The sequence below is a fragment of the Pseudomonas viridiflava genome (assembly GCF_003702045.1).
Taxonomy (GTDB): domain Bacteria; phylum Pseudomonadota; class Gammaproteobacteria; order Pseudomonadales; family Pseudomonadaceae; genus Aquipseudomonas; species Aquipseudomonas viridiflava_C.
In genome coordinates, this window is sequence record NZ_RBTP01000076.1 from 36,071 (window position 1) to 59,292 (window position 23,222).

Consider the following 23,222-nt stretch of genomic DNA (forward strand, 5'->3'; position numbering starts at 1 on the left):
GGGGTCTATTGCCACCGGCCAGATGCCAGACCGCTAGCGTTCCAGAATCGCCGTCACCCCCTGCCCGCCCGCTGCGCAGATGGAGATCAGCCCACGCCCGCTGCCTGCCGCGTCCAGCAGCTTGGCCAGATTGGCGATGATCCGCCCGCCTGTCGCCGCAAACGGGTGGCCCGCCGCCAGGGAGCTGCCCTTGACGTTCATCCTGCTGCGATCGATTGAGCCCAGCGGCGCATCCAGCCCCAGGCGTGTCTTGCAGTAATCGGCGTCCTCCCAGGCCTTAAGCGTGCATAGCACCTGAGCGGCAAAGGCTTCGTGGATTTCGTAATAATCGAAATCCTGCAACGTCAGGCCATTGCGCGCCAGCAAACGAGGCACGGCGTAGACCGGTGCCATCAGCAGGCCCTCTTCGCCTCTGACGAAATCCACCGCAGCGGCCTCGCCGTCGCGCCAATAGGCCTGCACCGGCAGACCGCGCTCACGGGCCCACTCCTCACTGGCCAGCAGCACCACTGAAGCGCCATCTGTCAGCGGCGTGGAGTTGCCCGCCGTCAAGGTGCCCTTGGCGCCTCGTTCGAAGGCCGACTTAAGGCCCGCAAGCTTCTCCAGCGTCAGGTCGGGGCGCAGGTTGTTGTCACGATTGAGCCCCAGATACGGCGTCATCAGGTCATCCTGCCAGCCCTCGGTGTAAGCAGCCGCCATCTTCTGATGGCTCTCCAGCGCCAGTTGATCCTGAGGCGCGCGCTCGATGCCCCAGTGTTGGGCCATCAGCTCGCAGTGCTGCCCCATCGACAGGCCAGTACGCGGTTCGCCATTGCGTGGCAGTTCCGGCTTGAGGTTGTGCGGACGCAACTGCATCAGCGCCTTGAGCTTGTCGCCTGTGCTTTTGCTGCGATTGACCTGCAATAGAATGGCGCGCAAATCCTCGTTAATTCCAATCGGCGCGTCGGATGTCGTGTCCACACCGCCGGCAATGCCGCATTCGATCTGCCCCAAGGCAATCTTGTTGGCCACCAGCAACGCCGCTTCAAGCCCTGTGCCGCAGGCCTGCTGAATGTCGTATGCCGGGGTCTGCGCCGACAGCCGCGAGCCCAGCACGCATTCACGGGTCAGGTTGAAGTCGCGGGAGTGCTTGAGCACCGCACCGGCCACCACTTCGCCCATGCGCAGACCATGCAGATTGAAACGCTCGATAAGGCCTTCAAGCGCAGCGGTGAGCATGTCCTGATTACTGGCCGTGGCATACGGGCCATTGGAACGGGCGAACGGGATGCGGTTGCCACCTACGATGGCGACCCGGCGAGTCTGCGTCATGGAACACTCCCTTTCTTCAAACGGATGGATGAACAGCGTAGATGAGCAAGAACAAACCTCGTTCGGCTGTGGTCCACTCCTTTGAGCCCAGACTTCAGGAGAGTGTTCCATGCCGTCAGATCGCTATATCGATTTCGCCAACTCCGACGTAGGCCGTCGCCTGGTGAAAGCCGTCGGTCTGCCGACCCCGACTCGTCTGGAACGCTGGCAGGCCGGGCGTCTACGTCCCATTGAGGGTACGTTGCTGATCAGCGCCGGGCCGCTGGCCGATCAGGTGCGGGGGTTTGCCCATCGCCTGACCGATTCGCTGTACAGCTTTGGCAGCGACATGCCTGGCGCAACGACCTGGGTTGCCAATCAGGGGCCGAAGGTCAAGGCAGTGGTATTCGACGCCAGCACGATTGTGAGAACCGAACAGCTCAGGCAACTGCGCGATTTCTTCCAGCCGCTGCTGCGCTGCCTGGACACCTGCGCCCATATCGTGATTCTCGCCAGATCGCCTGAATCCCTCACCGATCCGTTGGCAGCCAGCACTCAGCAGGCGATAGAAGGGTTCAGCCGCTCGCTCGGCAAGGAGCTGCGTAACGGCTCGACGGTCAAGCTGCTGCAAGTGGATGAAGACGCAGAACAGCAACTGGAAGGCGCGCTGCGCTTCTTTCTGACGCCCAAGAGCGCGTTCATCTCAGGCCAGCTTCTGCACCTGACCAACTGCTCGGCGCATGTGCAGGACTGGAGTCGTCCGCTGGCTGGACGCAAGGCGCTGGTCACCGGCGCAGCCCGAGGCATTGGGGCTGCGATTGCCGAAACCCTGACCCGCGATGGTGCTCAGGTCATTCTGCTGGATGTGCCGCAAGCCCGCGCCGACCTGGAAGCCTTGGCCGCACGCCTGGGTGGTCAAGCACTGGCACTGGACATCTGCGCCCCGGACGCGCCCGGTCAGTTGCTGGAGCACGTGCAGGGCGGCATCGACATCCTGGTCCACAACGCAGGCATCACCCGCGACAAGACACTGGTCAACATGCCGGAAGATTTCTGGGATTCGGTCATGGCCGTGAACCTCAATGCACCACAAGTCTTGACCCAGACCCTGCTGGATAACGACGTATTGAATGACCACGCCCGTGTGGTGCTGATGGCGTCCATCAGCGGTATTGCGGGTAATCGCGGGCAAACCAACTACACCACCAGTAAGGCCGGGCTGATTGGTTACGCCCGTGCGATGGCGCCAGGTCTCAAGACACGCGGCATCAGTATCAACGCGATAGCACCGGGCTTTATCGAAACGAAAATGACTGCCGACATGCCGTTCACACTGCGTGAAGCAGGACGCCGCATGAGCTCTCTCGGTCAGGGCGGCGCACCTCAGGATGTCGCCGAGGCCGTAGCCTGGTTCAGCCAGCCCGGCACCGGATCGGTCAGCGGTCAGGTACTGCGCGTCTGCGGTCAAAGCGTGATCGGGGCGTAAGACCCCGCATTGAGTTCAAGGAGATGGATGATGACTGCCCACTGGCTCTATCTGAACGCCCTGCAACCGCTGCCCAATCTGTTCTTTCAGGCGGCACTGCGCCGTAAAGTGACCGGCACTCAACTGCCTGATATGGGCCTGCGCAGCTGGATACCGGTGGACACCGACAAACTCCAGGCCTACCGCAACGTCTGTGCGTTCCCACAGAGCAGCCTGCTGCCACCGACGTACCCGCACGTACTGGCCTTCCCGTTGCAGATGCAGTTGATGACCTCCAGGCAATTCCCCTTTCCGCTGATGGGGCTGGTGCACATTGCCAACCGCATCAGGATTCATCGCCCGCTCGGCGGTATCAGCCAGTTGTACGTAAGCGTGCAGGCCACTGACCTGCGTCCCCATCGCAAAGGCGTGACCTTCAAACTGGTGACGCACATCGAGGACAGTGTCGGTCTGTTATGGGAAGAAGACAGCACCCTGCTGTGCACGGGTGTGAGGCTGGAGGGCGAAATGGACGATCACCTCGAACCGGCTGACCTGGCGGTCGTCGAGCACGCACGGTGGCAGGCCCCATCGCACATCGGGCGAGACTACGCGCGGGTTTCCGGTGATTACAATCCCATCCACCTGAGCGGGCCAAGCGCCAAGCTGTTCGGTTTTCCGCGTGCCATCGCGCACGGCATGTGGCTCAAGGCCCGTGCCTTGGCGGCATTGGACGACCACCTGCCTGCCTCGAACGTGGAGATTAACGTGCAGTTCCAAAAACCCGTGCGACTGCCCAGCGAGGTGAGGTTGTTTGCCAGCACTGCGGGATCGCATGGCCAATTGCGCCTGGAAGGCCAGCCGGACCTGGTACATATGGTTGGTAGTTGGCAGCCTGCTGCGGAGTGACCGGGCGTCGTGGGAGCGCTATGGCGAAGACGTAGTAGGGTCTCCCACAGATAACATTTCTTCGGCGTATGCCTCATACGCTGAACAAACGCAAAAGCCCGCTTGCCTGTCAGCCGGTTCCCCCTGAAGCTATGCGCCTTCAGGAGAGCATGATGAACCTCGACGAATTGACCCAGCGGCTGCACCGCATCCGCGACCAGAACGACTGGAAGCAGTTTCACAGCCCCAAGAACCTGGCGATGGCTGCCAGTGTGGAGATGTCGGAGCTGGTGGAAATCTTTCAATGGCTGCGCGAAGACCAGTCTCGCGAGCTCTCGCCAGATCAGTTGGCCCATGCCGGGCAGGAAGTGGGCGACATCGTGCTGTATTTGCTGTTGTTGTGCAGCGAACTGGGGCTGGACATGAACGAAGTCGTGCGCAGCAAACTGACGGACAGCGAGCGGAGATTCGCCAAGTGAGCGACCGCCATTTCGACCTGCTGGCGACCCGCTTTGCGGAAAAAATCTATGGCGGTGCCAAAGGCGCGATTCGTCTGGCGGTGCTGCAGGCCGATCTCGAAGAAGCATTGCCCGAGCGACCGCTGCGTGTGCTGGACGTTGGCGCAGGCCTGGGTCACATGTCGTTGTGGCTGGCCGAGCGCGGCCATGAGGTCACGCTGGCCGAACCCGCTGAACCGATGCTTGAGGGCGCTCGCCAGCGCTTCGCCGAAGCCGGACAGAAGGCGACCTTCATCCAGGCTCCGTGGCAGGCGCTGCCGGATCTGCTGACCGATACTTACGACCTGGTGATCTGTCATGCCGTGCTGGAATGGCTGGCCGAGCCGCACACGATCCTGCCGGTGCTGCACCGGCTTACTCGGGCCGATGGCTGGCTGTCACTGGCGTTTTACAACCGCGACGCGCTCATCTACCGCAACCTGCTGAAGGGTCACTTCCGCAAGCTGCGCAAGAACGACATGGCCGGGGAGAAGCAGAGCCTCACCCCGCAGCAACCGCTCGACCCGCGGGAATTGGCAACGCAACTTGAAGGACAGTGGCGAGTCGAAACCCAGAGCGGCGTACGGGTGTTCCACGATTACATGCCGGTCGAGTTTCAGGCCCGCGCCGAGCTGACCGGTCTGCTGGAAATGGAACTGGCGCACCGCCGTCATCCGGCGTTTGCAGGCCTGGGTCGATACCTGCACTGGATTTGCCGTCCAGCCTGACACTTTGCGGAGATCATCATGAAGCACCGCCTCGCCTTGATCGTTCTGTTTCTGGCAACCAGCGCCTGCCAGAGCACCAATCCTTACGTCGCCAGCTCTCTGCCGATCCCCCCCGCCCCACCACAGGCGGCGCAGACGCTGGACATGAGCGCTTACCCTGCTCCGCCGCGGGACTATGGCCGCTATCAGAGCTGGGCATGGCTCAACGGTCAATTGCCGCCCGGTACTGCCTGGATGGACTCGGCGCAGGTCGCCGAAGCAGTCGGCACCGGGCTGGACCAGCGAGGGTTGCGCCCTGCGCGTGGCAAGCCTGCGGATCTCTATGTCAGCGCGATAACCCGCCAGGAAACCCGGTTGCGGCAGGTGCGTGAGGACTACGACCCCTATTACGGCGGCGGTATGGGGTATGACGGCTACCGACGCGGTTACGGCCCAGGCTATGGTGGGTACGCCAGCGTGCCCGTGGTGCGCACGTACCAGGAACGCGTAATGGTGGTGCAGATCTCCCTGTTCGATGCGCGCACCGGCCAGCCCGTCTGGAGCACCAGCGCCGATGCTAGCAGTGGCAATGATCTGTCGGACCGCAGCAAAGCGTTACGTCAGGCCGTGCAACAGGCGCTGGCGCACTATCCTCCCCGGTAACTCTTTTGGAGAACGGCCATGTTTCGCCGCTTTGTCTTGTTGTCGTGCCTGCTGCTGCTCGCTGCGTGCCAGGCCAGTCAGGTCAACCGTGACTTCGACGCCCGGCGGGATTTCGGGGGCTATCGCAGCTGGAGCTGGAAAGAGCCCGGCGTCCAGTACCAGCCGGATGACCCGCGCCTCAAAAGCGATCTGACCGAACAGCGCATTCGTCAGTCGATTGGTGACCAGCTGGATCAACGCGGCCTGCGCAAAGCACCTGCCGGTGCCCCTGCCGATCTGAAGGTGCAAGCCTGGCTGATTGTCGAAAACCGTCAGCAACTGGTCAGCAGCAACTACGGCGGCGGTTGGGGCCCGTGGGGTGGCTACGGCTATTGGGGTGCGCCGATGAGTACCGAAACCCGCAGCGTGGACTACAAAGTGTCCACCCTGCAGATCGACCTGTTCGACGGCAAGGACGGCAAACTCGTCTGGAGGGGCAGCACCGAGCGCATCCTCAGCGATAACGCAGGCAACCCGACCGACCGCGAAACCGCCGTCCGCGCCACCGTCGCCAAGATCCTGGAGCAGTACCCGCCGCGTTAAGAGCTGCATAGCTGATCGTGCCCACGCGGAGCGTGAGGAGCGATCAGTGTGGGACCTGATCCTTTGATATGCATACGCCAGCATACCTTCGGCGCCTTGACTACACTCCCTGGCAACGGGTGAGTGAGCGACGGCGATGCCGAAGGAGTGCTGATGTCTCCCCTGAATCGTTACGCCGCAATGCAGGACCGGCAGCGCGGTGCAATTGGCTTGATGGCGGCGCTGACGATGGTGCTGGCGCTGCTATGCACGCTGGTGGTCATCGACAGCGGCAGGCTTTACATGGAAAAGCGCTCTCTGCAACGGGTGGCTGACGTCGCCGCGCTGGAAGCCGCTGGTCGCAAGGGCACTTGCGCGTCCGGCGCGAGCGCTGCCAGCTACGCAACCCAGAGCGCCACCCGCAACGGCTTCACGCCGGGTAGCGATGGACGTATGCTGGTCGCCAGTTGCGGCACGTTGTCGGTGAACGCCCAGAGCCGTCGGGTATTCACTGCTAACGCCAGTCAGTCACAAGCCATTCAGGTGGTGGTCAGTCACCCTGTCCCGCGGAGCATTGCGGCAGGCGTCGCTGCGATATTCGACAATTCACCGGCTTCGCCCGATATCCAGCTCAGCGCCACCGCTGTCGCCGCCAACACACCTGCGCTGGCTTCATTGACCATTCGCAGTGCCGCGATGACAGTCGACAGCGCCAACGCCGCGATTCTGAATCCGATCGTCGGCGGCCTTTTGGGCGGAACGCTGAACCTGGGTGTCGCCAACTGGCAGGGCCTCGTCAACACGGACCTGAACCTGCTCAATTATTTGAACAGGCTCAAGCTCGACCTGAATCTGACTGCCGTGGGTTACGACCAGGTGCTCACCACCACGGTGTCCGTCAGCCAGCTCATTCAAAGCGCCATCAACGTGCTGGACCCCAGCGGCACGTTGAACACCACCGCCACAATTGCAGGCCTGCAAGCGATCAAGGCCGCCGCAGGCGCGACCACAGTTCTGCTCGGTGACTTGCTGGCCGTGCAAGGCAGCACTGATATCGCGGCATTGAATACGAATTTGCGGCTGCTGGATCTGGTGCAGGGTATGGCGCAACTGGCCAATGACAAGAACGGCATCTCAGCCCCGATACAAATCAATATCCCAGGGCTGGCTCAAGTGACCACGCGCATTCAGGTGATCGAGCCGCCGCAGCTGTCTGCCATCGGTGACCCCACCAAGATAGACCTGCTCAACCCAAAGACAGGCGCGGACCGGATCTACGTAAGAACCGCACAGATGCGTGCCCTGGTGTCGATCAACCTGCCAGTGCTGGGCACGATCACCTCCTTGGCCAATACCGCCGGCTCGGTGGTGGGCAGCCTGACGCCGCTGCTCAACAGCGCCCTGAACCTGAACCTGGCGGGTGTGGTGACCTCAGCGACGTGCGCGCTGGGCCTGACCAGTTGCATGGTGTCGGATATAAAGTTTCTGGACACTACGTCAACCAGTGGCCCCAGGATTGACCTGAGTATTTCGCTGGCCAGCGCCGACACTTACGTGACCGGCTATACCTGCACCAGCAATACCGACAAAACCCTGAGCGTGCATACCAATGCCGCGCTGATCACCGCCAAGCTGGGCCAGATAAGCGACGCCTTTCCGGCCAGCACCGATCCTTCGGCCATCACGACGAAACCGCTGCCGGTGATCGATATCGGCACCATGACTTGCCAGAAAATATTGGGGGCGCTGGGGAGCTGCACTGCCCGCACGCCCTTCGGCGGCGGCGGGATCGGCCTCAGTTTCGACCCGGTCAGTCAGTCTCCCTTGGGGACGTCTGCCGCGACCAACACGACCTTCAGCTCGCCCAACCTGCCGGAGATCAACAACCCACCTTACTTTCTGCCCAGCGCAGCTTCGGTCAGCCCGAGCAGTCTTCTCAATGGCACCGTTTCCGGGGTGAAGGTCAACGTCTACAAACCGCCCACTAATAACACCCTCGGCAACGTCATTACCGGCGCAGCCACGCTGCTGAGCACCCTGACCAATGCGCTGGATGTCATTGTCGAAAACACCCTTAAACCGCTCCTGACCTCAGTCGTGGACCCTTTGCTGGCTGGCCTCGGCGTGACGCTGACCCCGGCCGACGTCGGTGCCAACCTGAGCTGTAATTTCGGCCAGGCCCAGTTGGTGATCTAGGTGGCGTTGAAGATCGGCAATTCGATGCGAAACCGTGCGCCCTCGCCAACGTTACTGACGGTCAACTGGCCGCCCATCTGATCGACGATGCCGTAGCTGACCGACAGCCCCAGGCCGGTGCCGACGCCGACCGGTTTGGTGGTGAAAAAGGGCTCGAAAATTCGTTCCAGCAAGCGCGGGTCGATACCGCCGCCGTTGTCCTGCACGACCAGCCGGATGATGTTTTCATCGCGCTCGACCTCGACGCTGATCCACGGCTCGAAATCCCGGTCTTTCTCCCGACGCGACAGCAGTGCGTCCCGGGCGTTGACCATCAGGTTGATCAGCACCTGCTCCAACTGATCCACATGCCCACGCACCTGCACCGGCTCGCTCATCTCTGCGATGCGAAGCTGCACGCCCTTGCCCTTCATGCCTTCGGCCAGCATCGACACCGTACCTTCCACCGCTTGGGCCGGATCGAACAGTTGCTCCTCGATTTCCGAACGCCGCCCGAACACGCGCATGTGGTCGACTACCCGTGCGGCGCGCTGCACCTGCGTGTCGATGCGGTTGAGCTTTTCGGTGAGGTATTCGATGTCCACATCGCCTCGGCCCAAACGCTTGAGCACGTTCACCACCGCCATGCGCATGACGTTGAGCGGTTGATTGATCTCGTGGGCCAGCCCGGTGGCCATCTCACCCAGCGTCGCCATCTTGGCGCTCTGGTTCAGTTGCATCCGCGACAGACGCACGTCCGTGTTATCGCGGCCCACCGCCTGAATCTCGACCAGCCTGCCGTGCTCATCGAACACACCCCGATCCGCCCAGATCCACCAGGCGTATTCGCGGCCGGGCAGCTCAATGCAGATTTCCGCCGTGCTCATGGGCTCCTCGGGGGTGAGCTGACTGATGCGTCGAACGAATGCCTCACGCTGCTCCTCGGACAGCCAATCCCCCAGATTGATGCCGGTCAGTTGCTCAGGCGCGCACTCCATATAGCTGGCCAACGGCTTGTTGCCGAAACTGAGCACCAGATTCGGGGTGTAGCGGCAGATCATCGCGGGCGAGTCCTCGACCAGAATCCGGTAGCGCTCCTCGCTCTTGCGCACTTGCTCGGCTGCAAGCGTGGCGTCAGTGACATCCAGCCACAGACCGACGGCCTCCACCGGCATGCCCAGGTCATCGCGCAGCAGGCGTGCTTCGTCCAGCAACCAGTGGTAACTGCCGCTCTTGTCACGCAACCTGTAGCGGCGGCTCACAAAACCCTCGCGCAGTAAGTGCCGATTGCGCTCGAACCAGATGTCGCGGTCTTCGGGATGAATGTATTCGGCCAGTTGGCCCTCGATGCACTCGGCCAGCGTCCAGCCCAGCAGGGGCGTCAGGCTGTCGCTGAAGAAAGTAGGCTCCAGATTGCCTTGGTCATAACGCTGCACGTAAATCACGGCGGGAGAGCTGGCAATCAGGTTGTCCAGCCGCGCATGAGCGGCGGCGGCGTCGGTTTCCTGATTCTTGATATCGCTGACATCCAGCATGAAGCCCAGAACGCGCTGAACCTGCCCACTGATCAACGCCTGGCCCTGGATTCGGAACCAGACGGTTTCCTGAGCAGGATCGGACTGCGCCAGACGCACGCAGAGCAGCATGGGGGTGCCTTTGTCGCGCAATTGCGTCAGACGACTGGCCAGCTCTTGCCGGTCTGCCGGATGGATCAGCGCCAGCCAGTCCTGGCGCGCCACACTCTCGACCCGGTCGCCCAGCCTCAGGCTGCGGGCGAGCTGAGGGGCCAGCAGAACTTCGTCACTGCCGGGCAACAGCTCCCACCAGCCGGTGCCAAGCAGGTCCTGAAGCACGGCCAGACGCTCAACATGATGCCGGTTGTGCTGCTCCGACAGCCTGAACAACACCGGCCCGGCTAGCGCCGAACACAGGTTTAGCCATTCACGATCACTCAGGTCCGGCGCCTGTCGCCGGGCATCGTAAAACCCGAACAGCAGCCAGGCTTTGGCAATGCCCTCGCGACTGTGGGGCATCAGAAAACCGTCGGCGTTGGCGAAGGCGCTTTGCAGCGCGGTGGCGGACGATCCCGTACCAAAGGACAACGAGTGCGTGACACTGGCGTCGAACTGGTCCAGCGCTGTGCCCAGCCGCTGGCCAAGCTGCCAGAGTTCCGGTGCCGTGTGGGCGTTGTAATGGCAATAGACGCGCCAGCCGACACCGCTGGCGTCCGGCAAGACAAGCGCTACGCAGGGGACGTGCCAGAGTTGCGCCAGTTCTTCTAGCTGTTCGGTCACCACCGCCTTGAGTCGATCAATGTGACAAACCCGGACCCGCTCAGCCATCTGCCCGGCAAACCGCAGGCATTGCTGGCGACTGCGGGCTGCGCTGGCCTCCTCCATCAGGTCACTGATGTCCAGCAACTGCAAAAGCCACTCCCTGCCGTGCGCCTGGACCCAGCCCCGTGCGTGGAGCGTATGGGCGTCGGCGCCCTTGAAGTCCAGATCGAGCATATGCCCCTGCCACTCGCGCGGCACGCCTTCTATCACCAATGCGCTGTTGGGCATCAGCAGGCTCATCAAACGCTGCGAGACAGCCGCCGATGCGGCGATGCCCAGCCGCATTGCCAAGTGGGAACTGATGCTTTGCACCCGCCCCTCTTCGTCAAGTAGCAGATACAGATCTGCCCCAATGGGGTCGGGCTCGGAGGTCAGGGAAAGGGTTTGCGGGACGGAAGGTGCATCGGCGCGGCCCAGCCAGCGACCCAGCCGGCTTTTATCAAGGGACAAGTTGCAGACTCGCTTGGGCAGAGAGGTTGGTGGGCAGACGCGGTATTTCGCCGATACCTGGCAGGTTCAGAAACGGCAAGACCTGTGCCAGCCTGGATTTTGGATAACTGATGTTGGCCGTCAGCACGCCGGCCGTGTAGGTCACATGCACATGGGCGCTGCTGAACCCCAGTGAAGGGGGCATCCACGACAACTGATTCATGACTACGCTCTGGGCCTGACTCACGATCAACTGGCTGTAGTTGGACGCGGTCGGGCTGATCGCAACACTGCGGCGCACCGCCTCACTGGCCGCCGCATTAAAGGACTGCACCATCAGCAAGGGCAAGCTATAACTTACGACGCCATAGAACACCGCAAAAAACACGACAAATACCGCAGCAAACTCAATAGCGGCAGCGCCTTGTTGTTGATGCGCAGAAGACCGAGGCAGGATGTTTGGCATGTCGACGTCTACTCTGACAATTACGACCTTACAACAGCATAGTTTCTTTCAGAAAAACAGGACGTTTTTACTCAATGGTTTTATTTTTTCTACTGGCATGGTTGGGTGTGTGTGCGGAACAGGATGCACGGCAACGAAAGATTTCCAACGGGCTGACATTAGGCGGTGTGTTAGTGGCATTCGGGTATATCGCCTACACCGGCCATACCTGTGTCGGGGCCGAGCCTGCCGAAGCGGGCTGGGCGCTGTTGACCGCTCTGGCGCTGACCTTGCCGGGCTACGTGTTGGGTCGACTGGGCGCTGGCGACGTCAAACTTTTATCTGCACTGGCGCTGGCAACGGACACGCTGTACCTGTTGGGCACCTTTATCGGCGCCGGTATCGCCGTCGCACTCTGGAGCGTGCTTAATACTAAAGTATGGCCCCTTGTAAACCAGCGACTTACGCGACGTTACTTCTACCTCGGGACGGAAATGACAAATAAATATCCTTTCTCACCCTTTCTATTCATCGGTTTTTCGTTAACAGCGTTAATGATTCATCGTGCGCAGGATGCACTATAGCTATATACATAATCACAAAGTACGACTACGGTGAGTATCCAGTGACAGTCTTCATTGACGTGGGATTTGTCAGCACCGTACTTAACTAGCTGAATGGATTCAGGCTTCAGTTTTTGTTCTGTAGTCGACCCGCATGGAGTAGCGCATGAACACAGACTCATCGGTAAAAGTTCTGATTGTGGATGATCAGCCTCTCGTTGTGGACGAACTGAGCGAGTTCCTGGAAAGCAGCGGTTACCCCTGCATTCCGTGCGTTTCAAGCGAAGAGGCCATCGCGCAGTTCACACGAGATGAAAGCATCGGGATCGTACTCTGCGACCTGGAGATGCCAGGCATGGACGGCATCGAAATGGTCGAGGCGATGAAGCGTCTCGGCGGCCGCAGGCACCTGTTCGAGGCCATCATGCTGACCGGCAAGGCCGAAAAGAAGGACGTGATCAAGGCACTGCGCGCAGGGGTCGCCGATTACTATCAGAAACCCGTCGATCTGAATGAGGTACTCGAAGGCGTACGGCTTCAGGTCGAAGCGCTGGGCGAACGCCAGAGAAACCTTCAGCAGTTGGGTCAGCTCAATGAAAAACTTCAGTACCTGGCCGCCTCCATCGACGATCTGTACAAAAACCTTGACCAGACCCGCGACGGACCGGCGCTCAGGAGCAGAACTGACATCGCCGACGACATTGAGCGCCCCGTACCTGACGTGCTTGCCAAGCTGTCGCCGCGCCAGATCGCTGTGGCACGGCTGGTCGGCACAGGTCAGACCAATTATCAAATCGCGTGCGAGCTGGGCATCACCGAAAACACCGTCAAGCTCTACGTCTCACAAGTGCTGCGCCTGACGCGCATGCACAATCGCACGCAACTGGCGCTGGCGCTTTCGCCAGGCAATGCGGGTGGACGGGAGCACGCCAATGCAACCTGAGACGATGAGTGAAATCAGGTTTCGGTTTCAGGCAGCATCACGTGATAAGGCGCCTCTGCAACAGCCGAGTGCACCTGATTGCGACCCGCATGCTTGGCGCGGTACAGCGCGCTATCAGCCTGGGAGGCCAGGCTCAGGCTGTCATCATGAGCGCCCAGGCACACCACACCTGCGCTGAATGTACAGAACAGATCCGCAGGCTGGGCCGGGTAATGAATTTCCGCAAACCGATGGCGAATTTCCTCCAGCACCTTGTGAGCGCTCTGGATATCGGTGTCCGGCATGACGATGGCGAATTCTTCGCCGCCGTAGCGGCCGATGAAGTCGGTCTTGCGCAGCCGTTGCTTGAGAAACAGCGCCAGGCTCTTGATCACCCGGTCGCCCATTGGGTGCCCGTGGCTGTCGTTGACCCTCTTGAAGTGGTCGATGTCGAGCATGGCGAAACACAGCGGTTTGCCTTCGCGACGTGAGCGAAAGCTGCAATCTTCCAGCAGTTGCAGGATATGCGTGTGGTTGTACAGACCGGTCAGGCTGTCGCGCACCATGCGCGCTTTGAGATTGCGCGCCCGTGCGGCACGGTTGCGCACGGTGGTGATCAGATGGCGCGGCTTGATCGGCTTGGTCAGAAAGTCATCGCCACCTTCACTCATGGCGTCCAGTTGCTTGTCCTGATCGTCTTCAGCCGACAGATAAATGATCGGCACGCTGACATAGCGGTCATTGTGGCGGATGACCTTGGCGATCTCCGTCCCCGTGCAGCCCGGCATGTACATGTCGAGAATGATCAGGTCAGGCTGGAAATCGGCGAGCTCCGCCATCGCCTGGATCGGGTCGAGCAAGGTGCGCGTAACGATGCCGGCCGCATTGAGTACACGCTCGGTGTGCGTGGCCTGAGCGCGTGAGTCATCGATGATGAGCACTTTATAAGGCTCGTATTGCGCCACACAGGTCAGGATTTCGATCTTTTCCAGCAGGCTCGACGCCTCAAGCGTACCGGTCAGAAACTCCTGTCCCCCCGCTCGTACTGCCGCCAGACGGGTCGGGGTGTCCGTTTCGTGAAGGCTGAAAAACAAGAGCGGCAACTTGTGTTCAAGACCTTCCTGAACCTGCGAGGCCAGTTTCAAGCCCTGCCCAGGTCCGCTGAAGTCGACGTCCATCACGATCGCAGCCGGGTGGCGCTGGGTCATGGCGGTCTGGAACGCCAGCACGCTGTGCAGCGACAGCGCCGACAGACCGAAGAACTCAAGCTGTTTGGCCAGTCGCTCGGCGCGTTCGTGGTCCTGCAACACCACATAAACAGGCTTGCGCAGTGGCGGCAGTGAGGTCTGTTCCAGTTGGTCTCCGTGGCGCAAGCCGGTGCGCGACAGCCGCTGCATCAACCGATTGAGGTCGGTGATGGCGCTGCTGTTGAGACGACCCCGATTGGCTTCAACCGCTTCCAGCGCCTGGCCGATATCCTGCGCCAGGACCATGTGCTCGGCCTGTTCGAAACGCTCGGCGAAACGCAAAAGGCGCAACGTCGAGTCTTTCAGCTCGGCCATGTCGCTGACCGACCATTCGGTTTTTTGCAGTCGTTGCCAGGTCTCAAGTATCTGACGTGCCTGATGAATGACCCGTTGGGCAAAATGATGCTTTAAACGATCACGGCTGGGATCTTCGGGCTCGGTCATATCAAGACTACTGTGAATTCGCTAGGCGAAAGGGGTGATGGCGCTATGCTAGCACCTTCGATACGACACCTGAGTGCCGCAAGTCACTTATTTGACAACAAATACATGGCGCTATGCCATTACGTATAACTATGCCTGTATAGCGTATGGCTATCACTGGACAGTGAGGCGTTCAAGCAACCCGTAACTCGCTGAAGTAAAAGTATTTTTATTTAGAAGCACACATGGGGGCACGGAAAATCCGCCACCGATACGTCCATGCATTGCACCTTGAGGTAAGGTTACGGTCGAACGCCTCGTGAAGCATTCAACTCAAGATCGAAAGGACCCCACCATGCTGGATTGGAAAAACCGCGCAGGCAGCGCGGGTGAGCGTACCGCTGACACCGCATCGGTCAAACGACGCGGCTATCTGGGCAATCTGTTCTATAGCCGTGCGCTGGGTGCCCTGGTCTTGATTTATCTACTCGTCGCGCTGGTCGTCGGTTGGTACTGGAGCAAGGAGCCTGCACTTTTTCCGGTGCAGCAGAATGCCCAGGCCGCGGCCGAGCGTGAAGGCAAGCCGATGGTGATTGGCTACACCACGGTTGAAACCTTGAAAAGCGTCGCGCAGACCCTGCTGGACAAGCGCGGCGGCTACCTGTCCAACGACCGCATGCCACCTGGTCTGTGGCTGGACAACATTCCGAGCTGGGAATATGGCGTGCTGGTCCAGGTGCGAGACTTGAGCCGTGCGCTGCGCAAGGACTTTGCCCGTTCGCAGTCGCAATCGGCTGAAGATGGCGATCTGGCGCGTGCCGAGCCGCTGTTCAACTTCAACAACCGCAGTTGGATCTTGCCGTCCAGCGAATCGCAGTACACCGACGGTATCAATGCGCTGAGCCGCTATCAGGCGCGTTTGTCCGACCCTAATCAGAAAGGCGCGCTGTTCTACGCCCGTGCCGACAACCTCAACAACTGGCTGGGCGATGTCGGGACTCGTCTGGGTTCGCTGTCGCAACGTCTGTCGGCCAGCGTGGGTCGGGTCAAGCTCAACAGCACCCTGAAAACCGAAGCCATTGCTTCCGTCAAACCGGGTGAAGTACCACAGGTAGATGAAGAGATCGTCGAAACCCCGTGGCTTGAAGTGGACAACGTGTTCTACGAAGCACGCGGCCAGGCCTGGGCGCTGTCGCACCTGCTGCGCGCCATCGAGGTGGATTTCGCCGACGTACTGGCCAAGAAAAATGCAACGGTCAGCGTGCGCCAGATCATTCGTGAGCTGGAAGCTTCGCAAGAGCCTCTGTGGAGCCCGATGATCCTGAACGGCAGCCCGTTCGGTGTCTTCGCCAACCATTCGCTGGTCATGGCCAACTACATCTCGCGGGCAAACGCGGCGGTCATCGACCTTCGTCAGTTGCTGAATCAGGGTTGATGCCGATTTCTTCGCACGAGGCCGCGCACCGCGCCGCCTCGGATGCCGAGCAGATCGCTTGGGTCGATGAACTGGACAACCTGCTGGGCTCGCTGCCACGTGTGCAAGTGCGCGAGCGCGGCCTGATCAGCCGGGCCACTTACATCCTGCTGTTTAATTCAGCGGGTGAGTTGTGCGTCCATCGCCGCACGCTAAGCAAGGCTATTTATCCGGGTTATTGGGATGTAGCGGCAGGCGGCATGGTTCAGGCGCAGGAAAGCTACGCCCAATCCGCTGCGCGTGAGCTAGAGGAAGAACTGGGTGTGAGTGGGGTTGCCTTGCGGGCCCACGAGCGTTTTTTGTTCGATCAGCCGGGCAACCGGATCTGGTGCGCCGTGTTTTCTGCAGTATGGGATGGCGCATTGAAATTGCAGCCTGAAGAGGTCCTGGAAGCGCGCTTCATGCCCGTCGCAGAGGTGCTGCGTCAGGCCGAGGAAAAACCGTATTGCCCGGACTCTCTGGCTGCACTGAAACGCTATCTGGAGCAGGTCGCAAATGTTCAGTAAATTGGCGCATTGAACCCCTTAGCAACTGGCTGTTTTGTCGTTACACTGCGCGACCTTTTCAAGCTGGGCCGGCCTTGTCGTCCCAGTAGCGCTGCCCCTGCCAGAGTGGGGCTTCGCGGTCGATGGCTCCAGCGAGCCCGACCCATCTTCAGTCCTCAACAAGAGGATCTCGCGTGGCTAAAAAAGCCGCTTCCTTTGCCGCCCTGGGTGGCCTTGTTTTTTCAACCGACGCAGGGCGTCATTGCCCCGACTGTCGCCAGCCTGTCGACGACTGCACCTGCAAGCAGACTGCCATCCCGGACGGAGACGGCATCGCCCGTGTTCGTCGCGAGAGCAAAGGCCGTGGCGGTAAGACCGTCACCACCATCACCGGCGTGCCACTGGCCGAAGACGCACTCAAAGACCTGGCCAAGGCGTTGAAGCAACGCTGCGGTACGGGCGGAGCGCTCAAGGACGGCGTGATCGAGATTCAGGGCGATCACGTCGAGGCGCTGCTCGCCGAACTGATCAAAAAAGGCTTCAAGGCAAAGAAATCGGGCGGCTGACAAGCGCATCAAAACCGTCACCTACACTCTTTACACTGCGCCCAGCCGGTCATGGGCTGGCGCTACGACTTCTTTATAGGGGACTTCGATGTCCGTACGACGTACACGCAAAGACGATGGCAGCCAATGGACCGTTGCGGACAGCCGCAGCGTTTATGGCATTCGCCATTGGGGTGCCGGCTATTTTGCAATCAATGAAGCCGGGCGCGTTGAAGTTCGTCCCAACGGGGCTGGCAGCTCGCCGATCGACCTGTACGAGCAGGTCGACAACCTGCGCAAAAGCGGCCTTTCGCTGCCGTTGCTGGTTCGCTTCCCCGACATTCTGCAGGACCGTGTTCGTCAGTTGACCGGTGCGTTCGACAGCAACATCGCGCGCCTGGAATACCAGAGCCAGTACACCGCGCTCTACCCGATCAAGGTTAACCAGCAGGAAGCGGTGGTCGAGAACATCATCGCCACGCAGAACGTGTCCATCGGTCTGGAAGCGGGCTCCAAGCCTGAGTTGATGGCCGTGCTGGCACTGGCGCCAAAAGGTGGCACCATCGTCTGCAACGGTTACAAGGACCGCGAGTTCATCCGCCTGGCGCTGATGGGCCAGAAGCTGGGCCACAACGTCTTCATCGTCATCGAGAAAGAATCCGAAGTCGAACTGGTCATCGAAGAAGCCGCCGAACTGAAGGTAGCGCCTCAAGTGGGCCTGCGCGTGCGCCTGTCTTCCCTGGCGTCGAGCAAATGGGCCGACACCGGTGGCGAGAAATCCAAATTCGGTCTGTCGGCTGCCCAGTTGCTGTCGGTGGTCGAGCGTTTCCGCAAGGCGGGTCTGGATCAAGGCATTCGCCTGCTGCACTTCCACATGGGCTCGCAGATCGCCAACCTGGCCGACTACCAGCACGGCTTCAAGGAAGCGATCCGCTATTACGGCGAACTGCGCAACCTTGGCCTGCCAGTCGATCACATCGACGTCGGCGGCGGCCTGGGCGTGGACTACGACGGTACTCACTCGCGTAACGCCAGTTCCATCAACTACGACATGGACGATTACGCCGGTGTCGTGGTCGGCATGCTCAAGGAGTTCTGCGACGCGCAGGGCCTGCCGCACCCGCACATCTTCTCGGAAAGCGGCCGTTCACTGACCGCTCACCACGCCATGCTGGTGGTGCAGGTTACCGACGTCGAGAAACACAACGACGAAGTGCCTGAAATCGCCGACAAGGAAAGCCTGCCGGAAACCGTGCAATGGCTGGTGGACCTGCTGGGTCCGACCGACATCGAGATGGTCACCGAAACCTACTGGCGCGCCACGCACTACATGAGCGACATCGCGACCCAGTACGCCGATGGCAAAATCACGCTGGCGCAGAAAGCCTTGGGCGAGCAGTGCTATTTCGCGGTCTGCCGCCGTCTGCACAACTCGTTGAAAGCACGTCAGCGCTCCCATCGTCAGGTGCTGGACGAACTCAACGACAAGTTGGCCGACAAGTACATCTGCAACTTCTCGGTGTTCCAGAGCCTGCCGGACACTTGGGCCATCGGCCAGGTGTTGCCAATCCTGCCGCTGCACCGTCTGGGCGAAGAACCCGTGCGCCGTGCGGTGCTGCAGGACCTGACCTGCGACTCCGACGGCAAGATCAAGCAGTACGTCGACGAGCAGAGCATCGAGACCAGCATGCCGGTTCACCCGTTGAACGAAGGTGAAGACTACCTGCTGGGCATTTTCCTGGTCGGCGCGTATCAGGAAATCCTGGGCGACATGCACAACCTGTTCGGTGACACCGACTCGGTGAACATCTACCAGAACCCGGATGGCAGCGTTTACCACGCGGGCATCGAAACCCACGACACCATCGAAGACATGCTGCGCTACGTGCACTTGTCGCCGGAAGAACTGATGACCCATTACCGGGACAAGGTTGCCAGCGCCAAGATCACCCCGCGCGAACGCACCTACTTCCTCGACGCTCTGCGTCTGGGCCTGACGCGTTCTTCGTACCTGTCGTCCTGACGTCTGCCGGATGATCGTTTCCACGCGGGAACGATCATCCGCTGTCTGCGTAAGCCCCTATCCGCATGTGATGTAGGCAACGTCCTTTTCTGCGCCCTCCCCCTTTACCTCTCCCGCTTCTCCGCCAGAATCGCCGACCGCATTTTAGGTAGAGAAATCACCCATGCCCGACCCCGCCAGCGAACCGTTCTTTCGCCTGGAAATCGCGCGCCTGCGTCGTCATTTCAGCGTCCGGTTTTTCAGCGCCGTCGAAGCGATCAGCCAGCCCTTCAAGTTCGAACTGGAAGTCAGCGGCGATGAGATCGATCTGGCGAGCCTGATGTACATGCCTGCGTTCCTGAGTTTCAACGGCAGCCCCCAAGGGTTTCACGGCCAGATTCAGGGCGCGACCCGCATGCACTATCGACCGGGGCCTGCATGCTACCGGCTGACACTCGGCCCACGGCTGGCGTGCCTTGACCACCGCTACAACCAGCGCGTGTTTCAGCAACTGAGTGCCACACAGATTATTGCACTCGTGCTCAAGGAACATGGCCTGGGAGAAAGCTGTCGATTCGATCTCAAGACGCAATGCCGCACGCGTGAAACCTGCTTTCAGCATAACGAATCCGACCTCTCTTTTATCCAGCGCCTATGTGCCGAAGAGCACATCCACTATCACTTCCATCACTCCAGACGCCGCCATGAGCTGGTATTCAGTGAGGGATTGCGCGGTTTTCGTCGCGCCCCTATCGCGCCCTGGCGCCAGTTCGCCCACCAGCCGGGCGTCACACAGTTTTCCGTGATCCGCGTGGGCAGCGATGCACCGGGCAGCCGCACGGACCAGCGGGCACAAGGCGAAAGCACCCTGCCTTTCGTGAACAGCGGGTTACTGCTGCCTCTGGCCGGCCTTGCGGAGCGTGACTGGAATCACATGTGGTTGATCACTCAGGTCGAGCACCACGTTGACCTGCGCCCGGCAGAAGCGGGTTTGATGAACACGCCTTACCTGAATCGCTTTCAGGCGGTGCCGTGGGAGGTGGGTTTCCGAACGCCTGCCCCGGCGACTCGGTCTGTCGTTACCGGACTGCAGCGAGCCTGGATAACGGGCGCCCCAGGCGAGCTGCAGCAGCGCGATTCATCCGGCCGCGTGCAGGTGCAGTTTGAGTGGGGCACGCAGCACATTGATGCGCGCTACACCACGTGCTGGCTGCCCGTCACTAAAGCGTTACATCTCTCGTGTCGCGGCGCGACGCAGGTGGTGGCGCACTTCAAGGTCGATGATCCGGACAACCCGGTGATTGTCGCCACCTTGCAAACGGGCACCTCGACGCCGCTGTCTCTGTTGGGGTCAGAAGCGAACAGACATGACCCGGCGCCTGTCCAGATGCAACTCGACTGGCAGGCAGTACTGGGCCACTCGCACACACTGCATGTGGATGACGGGTCGAAGCTGCACCTGGACAGGGGCAGCGATCTGACGCTACAGGTCGGTGCCAGTCAGGTCAGAATCGACGCCGATGGCGTGACCCTGACCAGCCCGCGAATCGTGCTCGACAGCGAACTGCCTCCGCACCGGCCTGACGACTCGCCGGACTGAGATGATCCGCAGCCCACGTCCCAACGTAACGTGAGGGTGTAACTATGCAGCGTTATCGCAGTCCGAGCTTAGGCTGCCTGATCCAACCGCAGCCCCTTACCGAGATCCCCCATGACCCGAGCGATTTTCCGTACGCTGATGACCGGTGCCTTGCTGACGATCTTGTCAGGCTGTTCCGTCTTTAAAGTCCTGAACACACTGACCCCGGCCAGCGGCGTTCATGAAACTCCCAACGTGGTCTACGGCCCTGAACCGCGCAACCGGCTGGATATCTACACGCCCAAATCACGTCCTGAGAAGGCACCGGTGGTGGTGTTTTTCTACGGTGGCAGCTGGAACCAGGGTGAAAGAGCCAACTATGCCTTTGTCGGCCGGGCACTGGCTGAGCGTGGCATCGTCACGGTCGTCGCTGATTACAGACTGTATCCGCAAGTCCGTTACCCGGAATTTCTCAAGGACTCGGCCAAGGCGGTGGCCTGGACCCGGGCGCACATCAAGACCTACGGCGGCGATCCTGATCGGCTTTACGTGATGGGCCACAGCGCAGGGGCCTACAACGCCGCGATGCTGGCGCTCGACCCACGCTGGCTGGCGAAGGAAGGTATGTCCAACAACACCCTCCGTGGCTGGATCGGCCTGGCCGGGCCTTATGATTTCCTGCCCATAAAAGACCCTGAGGTCCAGCAAGTATTCCTGTACCCCAATACGCCACGCGACTCGCAACCGATCAACCACATCAACGAAGGCGCGCCTCCAACCCTGCTGATGGCATCCAGCAAGGACAGTGAGGTAAACCCGAAACGCAACACCGGCGGCTTGGCATCCAGGCTTCGGGAAGCAGGCCTGCCGGTGCGCGAGCTGTATTTTTCGCGCACCAATCACGGCACGCTGGTCGGCGCATTTGCCAAGCCATTGCGCAGCCTGGCCCCCGTCATCGACGAGGTGGTGATGTTCGTGAACAGCCCGGATCCGGTGTCGGTCAAGCGTTAATGAGCGAACCAGCCATCCTTGCGTGTCAGGCGCAAGGCAACGGCCCCCAGGCTGATGCCGCGCAACAGGGTGAAAGCCAGAAAGGTCAGCCATAGCGCGTGATTGCCATGACTGGACGCAAGGTAGGCGACCGGCGCGATGGCCGCTGCGCTGACCAGCATCGCGTTGCGCATCTCCCGGGCTCGGGTTGCACCGATGAAGAGCCCATCGAGCAGATAGCTCCAGACCGCCAGCAGCGGCATCAGCGCCAGATAGGGCAGGTAAATCATCGCTGTTTCGCGTACCTCGGGAATGTCGGTCTGCAATCGGATGAACCATTGCCCGCCCGCCAGGAACAACACCGCAAACCCGACGCTGGCAATCAACGACCAGCCACCGGCCACGACCAGTGATCGACGCAGCGTATTTCGGTCTCGAGCGCCGATGGCGTGGCCGCACAAGGCTTCCACTGCGTGCGCCAGTCCGTCCAGCGCATGAGAAGTCAGCAGCAGACCGTTGAGCAGCAGGGCATTGGCAGCGACCGTCGCGTCGCCCAGCCGCGCGCCCTGGACGGTGATCAGAAACATCACCGATTGAAGCGCCAGGGTGCGCAGGAAGATATCCCGGTTGACCGCCAGCAACGGCCGCCAGTTGCTCCACAGCTTCAGCGCCGCCCAGACGATCTGACCGGGCCAGGCGCGCAGCACCTTGCGCGCCAGAATCAGGCCGAGCACGACACCGGTCCATTCCGCCAGCACCGAAGCCCGCGCCGAACCGACCACGCCCCAGTCCAGACCAATCACGAACCAGAGGTTGAGCGCGATGTTGACCAGGTTGGTGGTCAGCAGGATCGCCAGAGGCGCTCGAGCGTTTTGCGTACCGAGAAACCAGCCCACCAGCGCATAACTCGCAAGCGCCGCAGGCAGGCCGAACAGTCGGATGTGGAAGAAGTCCAGAGTCATCTGTTGCAGATCAGCAGAGGGTTGCATCAGGCTCAGCGCCAATTGGCTGAACGGCACTGCGATCACGCCCAGCATCGAGGCCAGACCAACAGCCAGCAACAGGCCTTGCAACAGAATCTGGCGCAGCGCAGCGCCATCCGAGCGCCCCGCCGCCTGCGCGGCAAACCCTGTGGTGCCCATGCGCAGAAAACCCATCGCCCAGGCCAGAAAAGTGTAAAGCGTCGCGCCCACCGCCACAGCACCCAACTGATGCGCATGCGGCAGATGGCCAATGACTGCGCTGTCGACCAGCGCCACCAGAGGCACCGATATATTCGACAGGATCATCGGCGCGGCCAGCGCCCAGACACGACGATGGGTGGGGCGATGGCGCCAATCGCTGAACAAACGGGACATGAGGCCTCCTGACAAGGCGCGCATTGTAGCCAGCGCTGCGCGGGTTTGCCGACTGAAGATTTGCGCGACCTTTACCCATCAGCCCCCACACTGATCGTTCCTCACGCCCCGCGTGGGAATGCCGCTCAGGACGCTCCGCGTCCGGAGTACGCACCCGCAAGACCTGCCTGCGATGCAT

The 23,222-nt window shown here is 60.9% G+C and carries 20 protein-coding genes; 15 read left to right on the top strand and 5 right to left on the bottom strand.

The window, feature by feature from the left end:
• Positions 1-33: 33 nt before the first annotated feature.
• Positions 34-1,311, bottom strand: coding sequence for an acetyl-CoA C-acetyltransferase (locus tag ALP40_RS23120; RefSeq protein WP_122210472.1), 1,278 nt, complete (start codon positions 1,309-1,311; stop codon positions 34-36).
• 109 nt (positions 1,312-1,420) lie between these two features.
• Between ALP40_RS23120 and ALP40_RS23125 the strand changes: the two genes are divergently transcribed.
• The 7 genes from ALP40_RS23125 to ALP40_RS23155 all read left to right on the top strand — a co-directional run bounded on the left by ALP40_RS23125 (position 1,421) and on the right by ALP40_RS23155 (position 8,267).
• On the top strand, positions 1,421-2,776 hold the full coding sequence (locus ALP40_RS23125; protein ID WP_122210473.1) for a 3-oxoacyl-ACP reductase: 1,356 nt from the start codon (positions 1,421-1,423) through the stop codon (positions 2,774-2,776).
• A gap of 30 nt (positions 2,777-2,806) precedes the next feature.
• Entirely contained in the window at positions 2,807-3,664 is an 858-nt protein-coding gene (locus ALP40_RS23130; RefSeq protein ID WP_183136079.1) for a MaoC family dehydratase, read from the top strand.
• A 152-nt stretch (positions 3,665-3,816) separates the two neighbouring features.
• On the top strand, positions 3,817-4,122 hold the full coding sequence (locus ALP40_RS23135; RefSeq protein ID WP_122210475.1) for a MazG-like family protein: 306 nt from the start codon (positions 3,817-3,819) through the stop codon (positions 4,120-4,122).
• Positions 4,119-4,868: a methyltransferase domain-containing protein gene (locus tag ALP40_RS23140; protein ID WP_122210476.1), complete on the top strand. Its 750-nt coding sequence runs from the start codon at positions 4,119-4,121 to the stop codon at positions 4,866-4,868. Before ALP40_RS23135 ends, ALP40_RS23140 begins: the two co-directional genes overlap by 4 nt.
• An 18-nt stretch (positions 4,869-4,886) precedes the next feature.
• Positions 4,887-5,510 carry a DUF4136 domain-containing protein gene (locus ALP40_RS23145; protein ID WP_122210477.1) on the top strand — a complete coding sequence of 208 codons (624 nt, stop codon included), beginning with the start codon at positions 4,887-4,889 and terminating at the stop codon, positions 5,508-5,510.
• A gap of 18 nt (positions 5,511-5,528) precedes the next feature.
• Complete coding sequence (locus ALP40_RS23150; protein ID WP_122210478.1) at positions 5,529-6,092, top strand: DUF4136 domain-containing protein; 564 nt, start codon at positions 5,529-5,531, stop codon at positions 6,090-6,092.
• Between the two features lie 153 nt (positions 6,093-6,245).
• A complete protein-coding gene (locus ALP40_RS23155; RefSeq protein ID WP_122210479.1) occupies positions 6,246-8,267 on the top strand; it encodes a pilus assembly protein TadG-related protein in 2,022 nt (673 codons plus the stop codon).
• Here ALP40_RS23155 and ALP40_RS23160 read toward each other — a convergent pair.
• Together ALP40_RS23160 and ALP40_RS23165 are read right to left on the bottom strand one after the other, a co-directional pair.
• On the bottom strand, positions 8,264-11,032 hold the full coding sequence (locus ALP40_RS23160) for an ATP-binding protein (RefSeq protein WP_183136080.1): 2,769 nt from the start codon (positions 11,030-11,032) through the stop codon (positions 8,264-8,266). The two genes, ALP40_RS23155 and ALP40_RS23160, sit on opposite strands and share 4 nt — an antisense overlap.
• A complete protein-coding gene (locus ALP40_RS23165) occupies positions 11,022-11,477 on the bottom strand; it encodes a TadE/TadG family type IV pilus assembly protein (protein WP_122210480.1) in 456 nt (151 codons plus the stop codon). The genes ALP40_RS23160 and ALP40_RS23165 overlap by 11 nt, the downstream gene beginning before the upstream one ends.
• A 74-nt stretch (positions 11,478-11,551) precedes the next feature.
• On the opposite strand from ALP40_RS23165, the gene ALP40_RS23170 reads away from it, so the two are divergent.
• Both ALP40_RS23170 and ALP40_RS23175 read left to right on the top strand, forming a co-directional pair.
• The gene (locus ALP40_RS23170) at positions 11,552-12,040 is read left to right on the top strand and encodes a prepilin peptidase (RefSeq protein WP_122210481.1); all 489 of its coding nucleotides are present in this window, start codon (positions 11,552-11,554) and stop codon (positions 12,038-12,040) included.
• A 145-nt stretch (positions 12,041-12,185) separates the two neighbouring features.
• The gene (locus ALP40_RS23175) at positions 12,186-12,962 is read left to right on the top strand and encodes a response regulator transcription factor (protein ID WP_122210482.1); all 777 of its coding nucleotides are present in this window, start codon (positions 12,186-12,188) and stop codon (positions 12,960-12,962) included.
• Positions 12,963-12,976: 14 nt separating this feature from the next.
• Here the strand turns inward: ALP40_RS23175 and ALP40_RS23180 are convergent, their stop codons facing one another.
• Entirely contained in the window at positions 12,977-14,632 is a 1,656-nt protein-coding gene (locus ALP40_RS23180) for a PleD family two-component system response regulator (RefSeq protein ID WP_122210483.1), read from the bottom strand.
• Between the two features lie 334 nt (positions 14,633-14,966).
• Here ALP40_RS23180 and ALP40_RS23185 point away from each other — a divergent pair, with 334 nt between their 5' ends.
• From ALP40_RS23185 to ALP40_RS23210, 6 genes are all read left to right on the top strand, one after another.
• Positions 14,967-16,046: a DUF2333 family protein gene (locus ALP40_RS23185; RefSeq protein ID WP_122210484.1), complete on the top strand. Its 1,080-nt coding sequence runs from the start codon at positions 14,967-14,969 to the stop codon at positions 16,044-16,046.
• Positions 16,046-16,591 carry an NUDIX hydrolase gene (locus tag ALP40_RS23190; RefSeq protein WP_122210485.1) on the top strand — a complete coding sequence of 182 codons (546 nt, stop codon included), beginning with the start codon at positions 16,046-16,048 and terminating at the stop codon, positions 16,589-16,591. Before ALP40_RS23185 ends, ALP40_RS23190 begins: the two co-directional genes overlap by 1 nt.
• 173 nt (positions 16,592-16,764) lie before the next feature.
• Positions 16,765-17,136, top strand: coding sequence for a translation initiation factor Sui1 (locus tag ALP40_RS23195; protein WP_122210486.1), 372 nt, complete (start codon positions 16,765-16,767; stop codon positions 17,134-17,136).
• 88 nt (positions 17,137-17,224) lie between these two features.
• On the top strand, positions 17,225-19,138 hold the full coding sequence (speA, locus tag ALP40_RS23200; protein ID WP_122210487.1) for an arginine decarboxylase: 1,914 nt from the start codon (positions 17,225-17,227) through the stop codon (positions 19,136-19,138).
• Between the two features lie 163 nt (positions 19,139-19,301).
• The gene (locus ALP40_RS23205) at positions 19,302-20,717 is read left to right on the top strand and encodes a type VI secretion system Vgr family protein (protein ID WP_122210488.1); all 1,416 of its coding nucleotides are present in this window, start codon (positions 19,302-19,304) and stop codon (positions 20,715-20,717) included.
• Positions 20,718-20,828: 111 nt separating this feature from the next.
• The gene (locus tag ALP40_RS23210; RefSeq protein WP_122210489.1) at positions 20,829-21,707 is read left to right on the top strand and encodes an alpha/beta hydrolase; all 879 of its coding nucleotides are present in this window, start codon (positions 20,829-20,831) and stop codon (positions 21,705-21,707) included.
• Here ALP40_RS23210 and ALP40_RS23215 read toward each other — a convergent pair.
• Complete coding sequence (locus ALP40_RS23215; RefSeq protein WP_122210490.1) at positions 21,704-23,044, bottom strand: MATE family efflux transporter; 1,341 nt, start codon at positions 23,042-23,044, stop codon at positions 21,704-21,706. The genes ALP40_RS23210 and ALP40_RS23215 overlap by 4 nt on opposite strands.
• Positions 23,045-23,222: the final 178 nt, after the last annotated feature.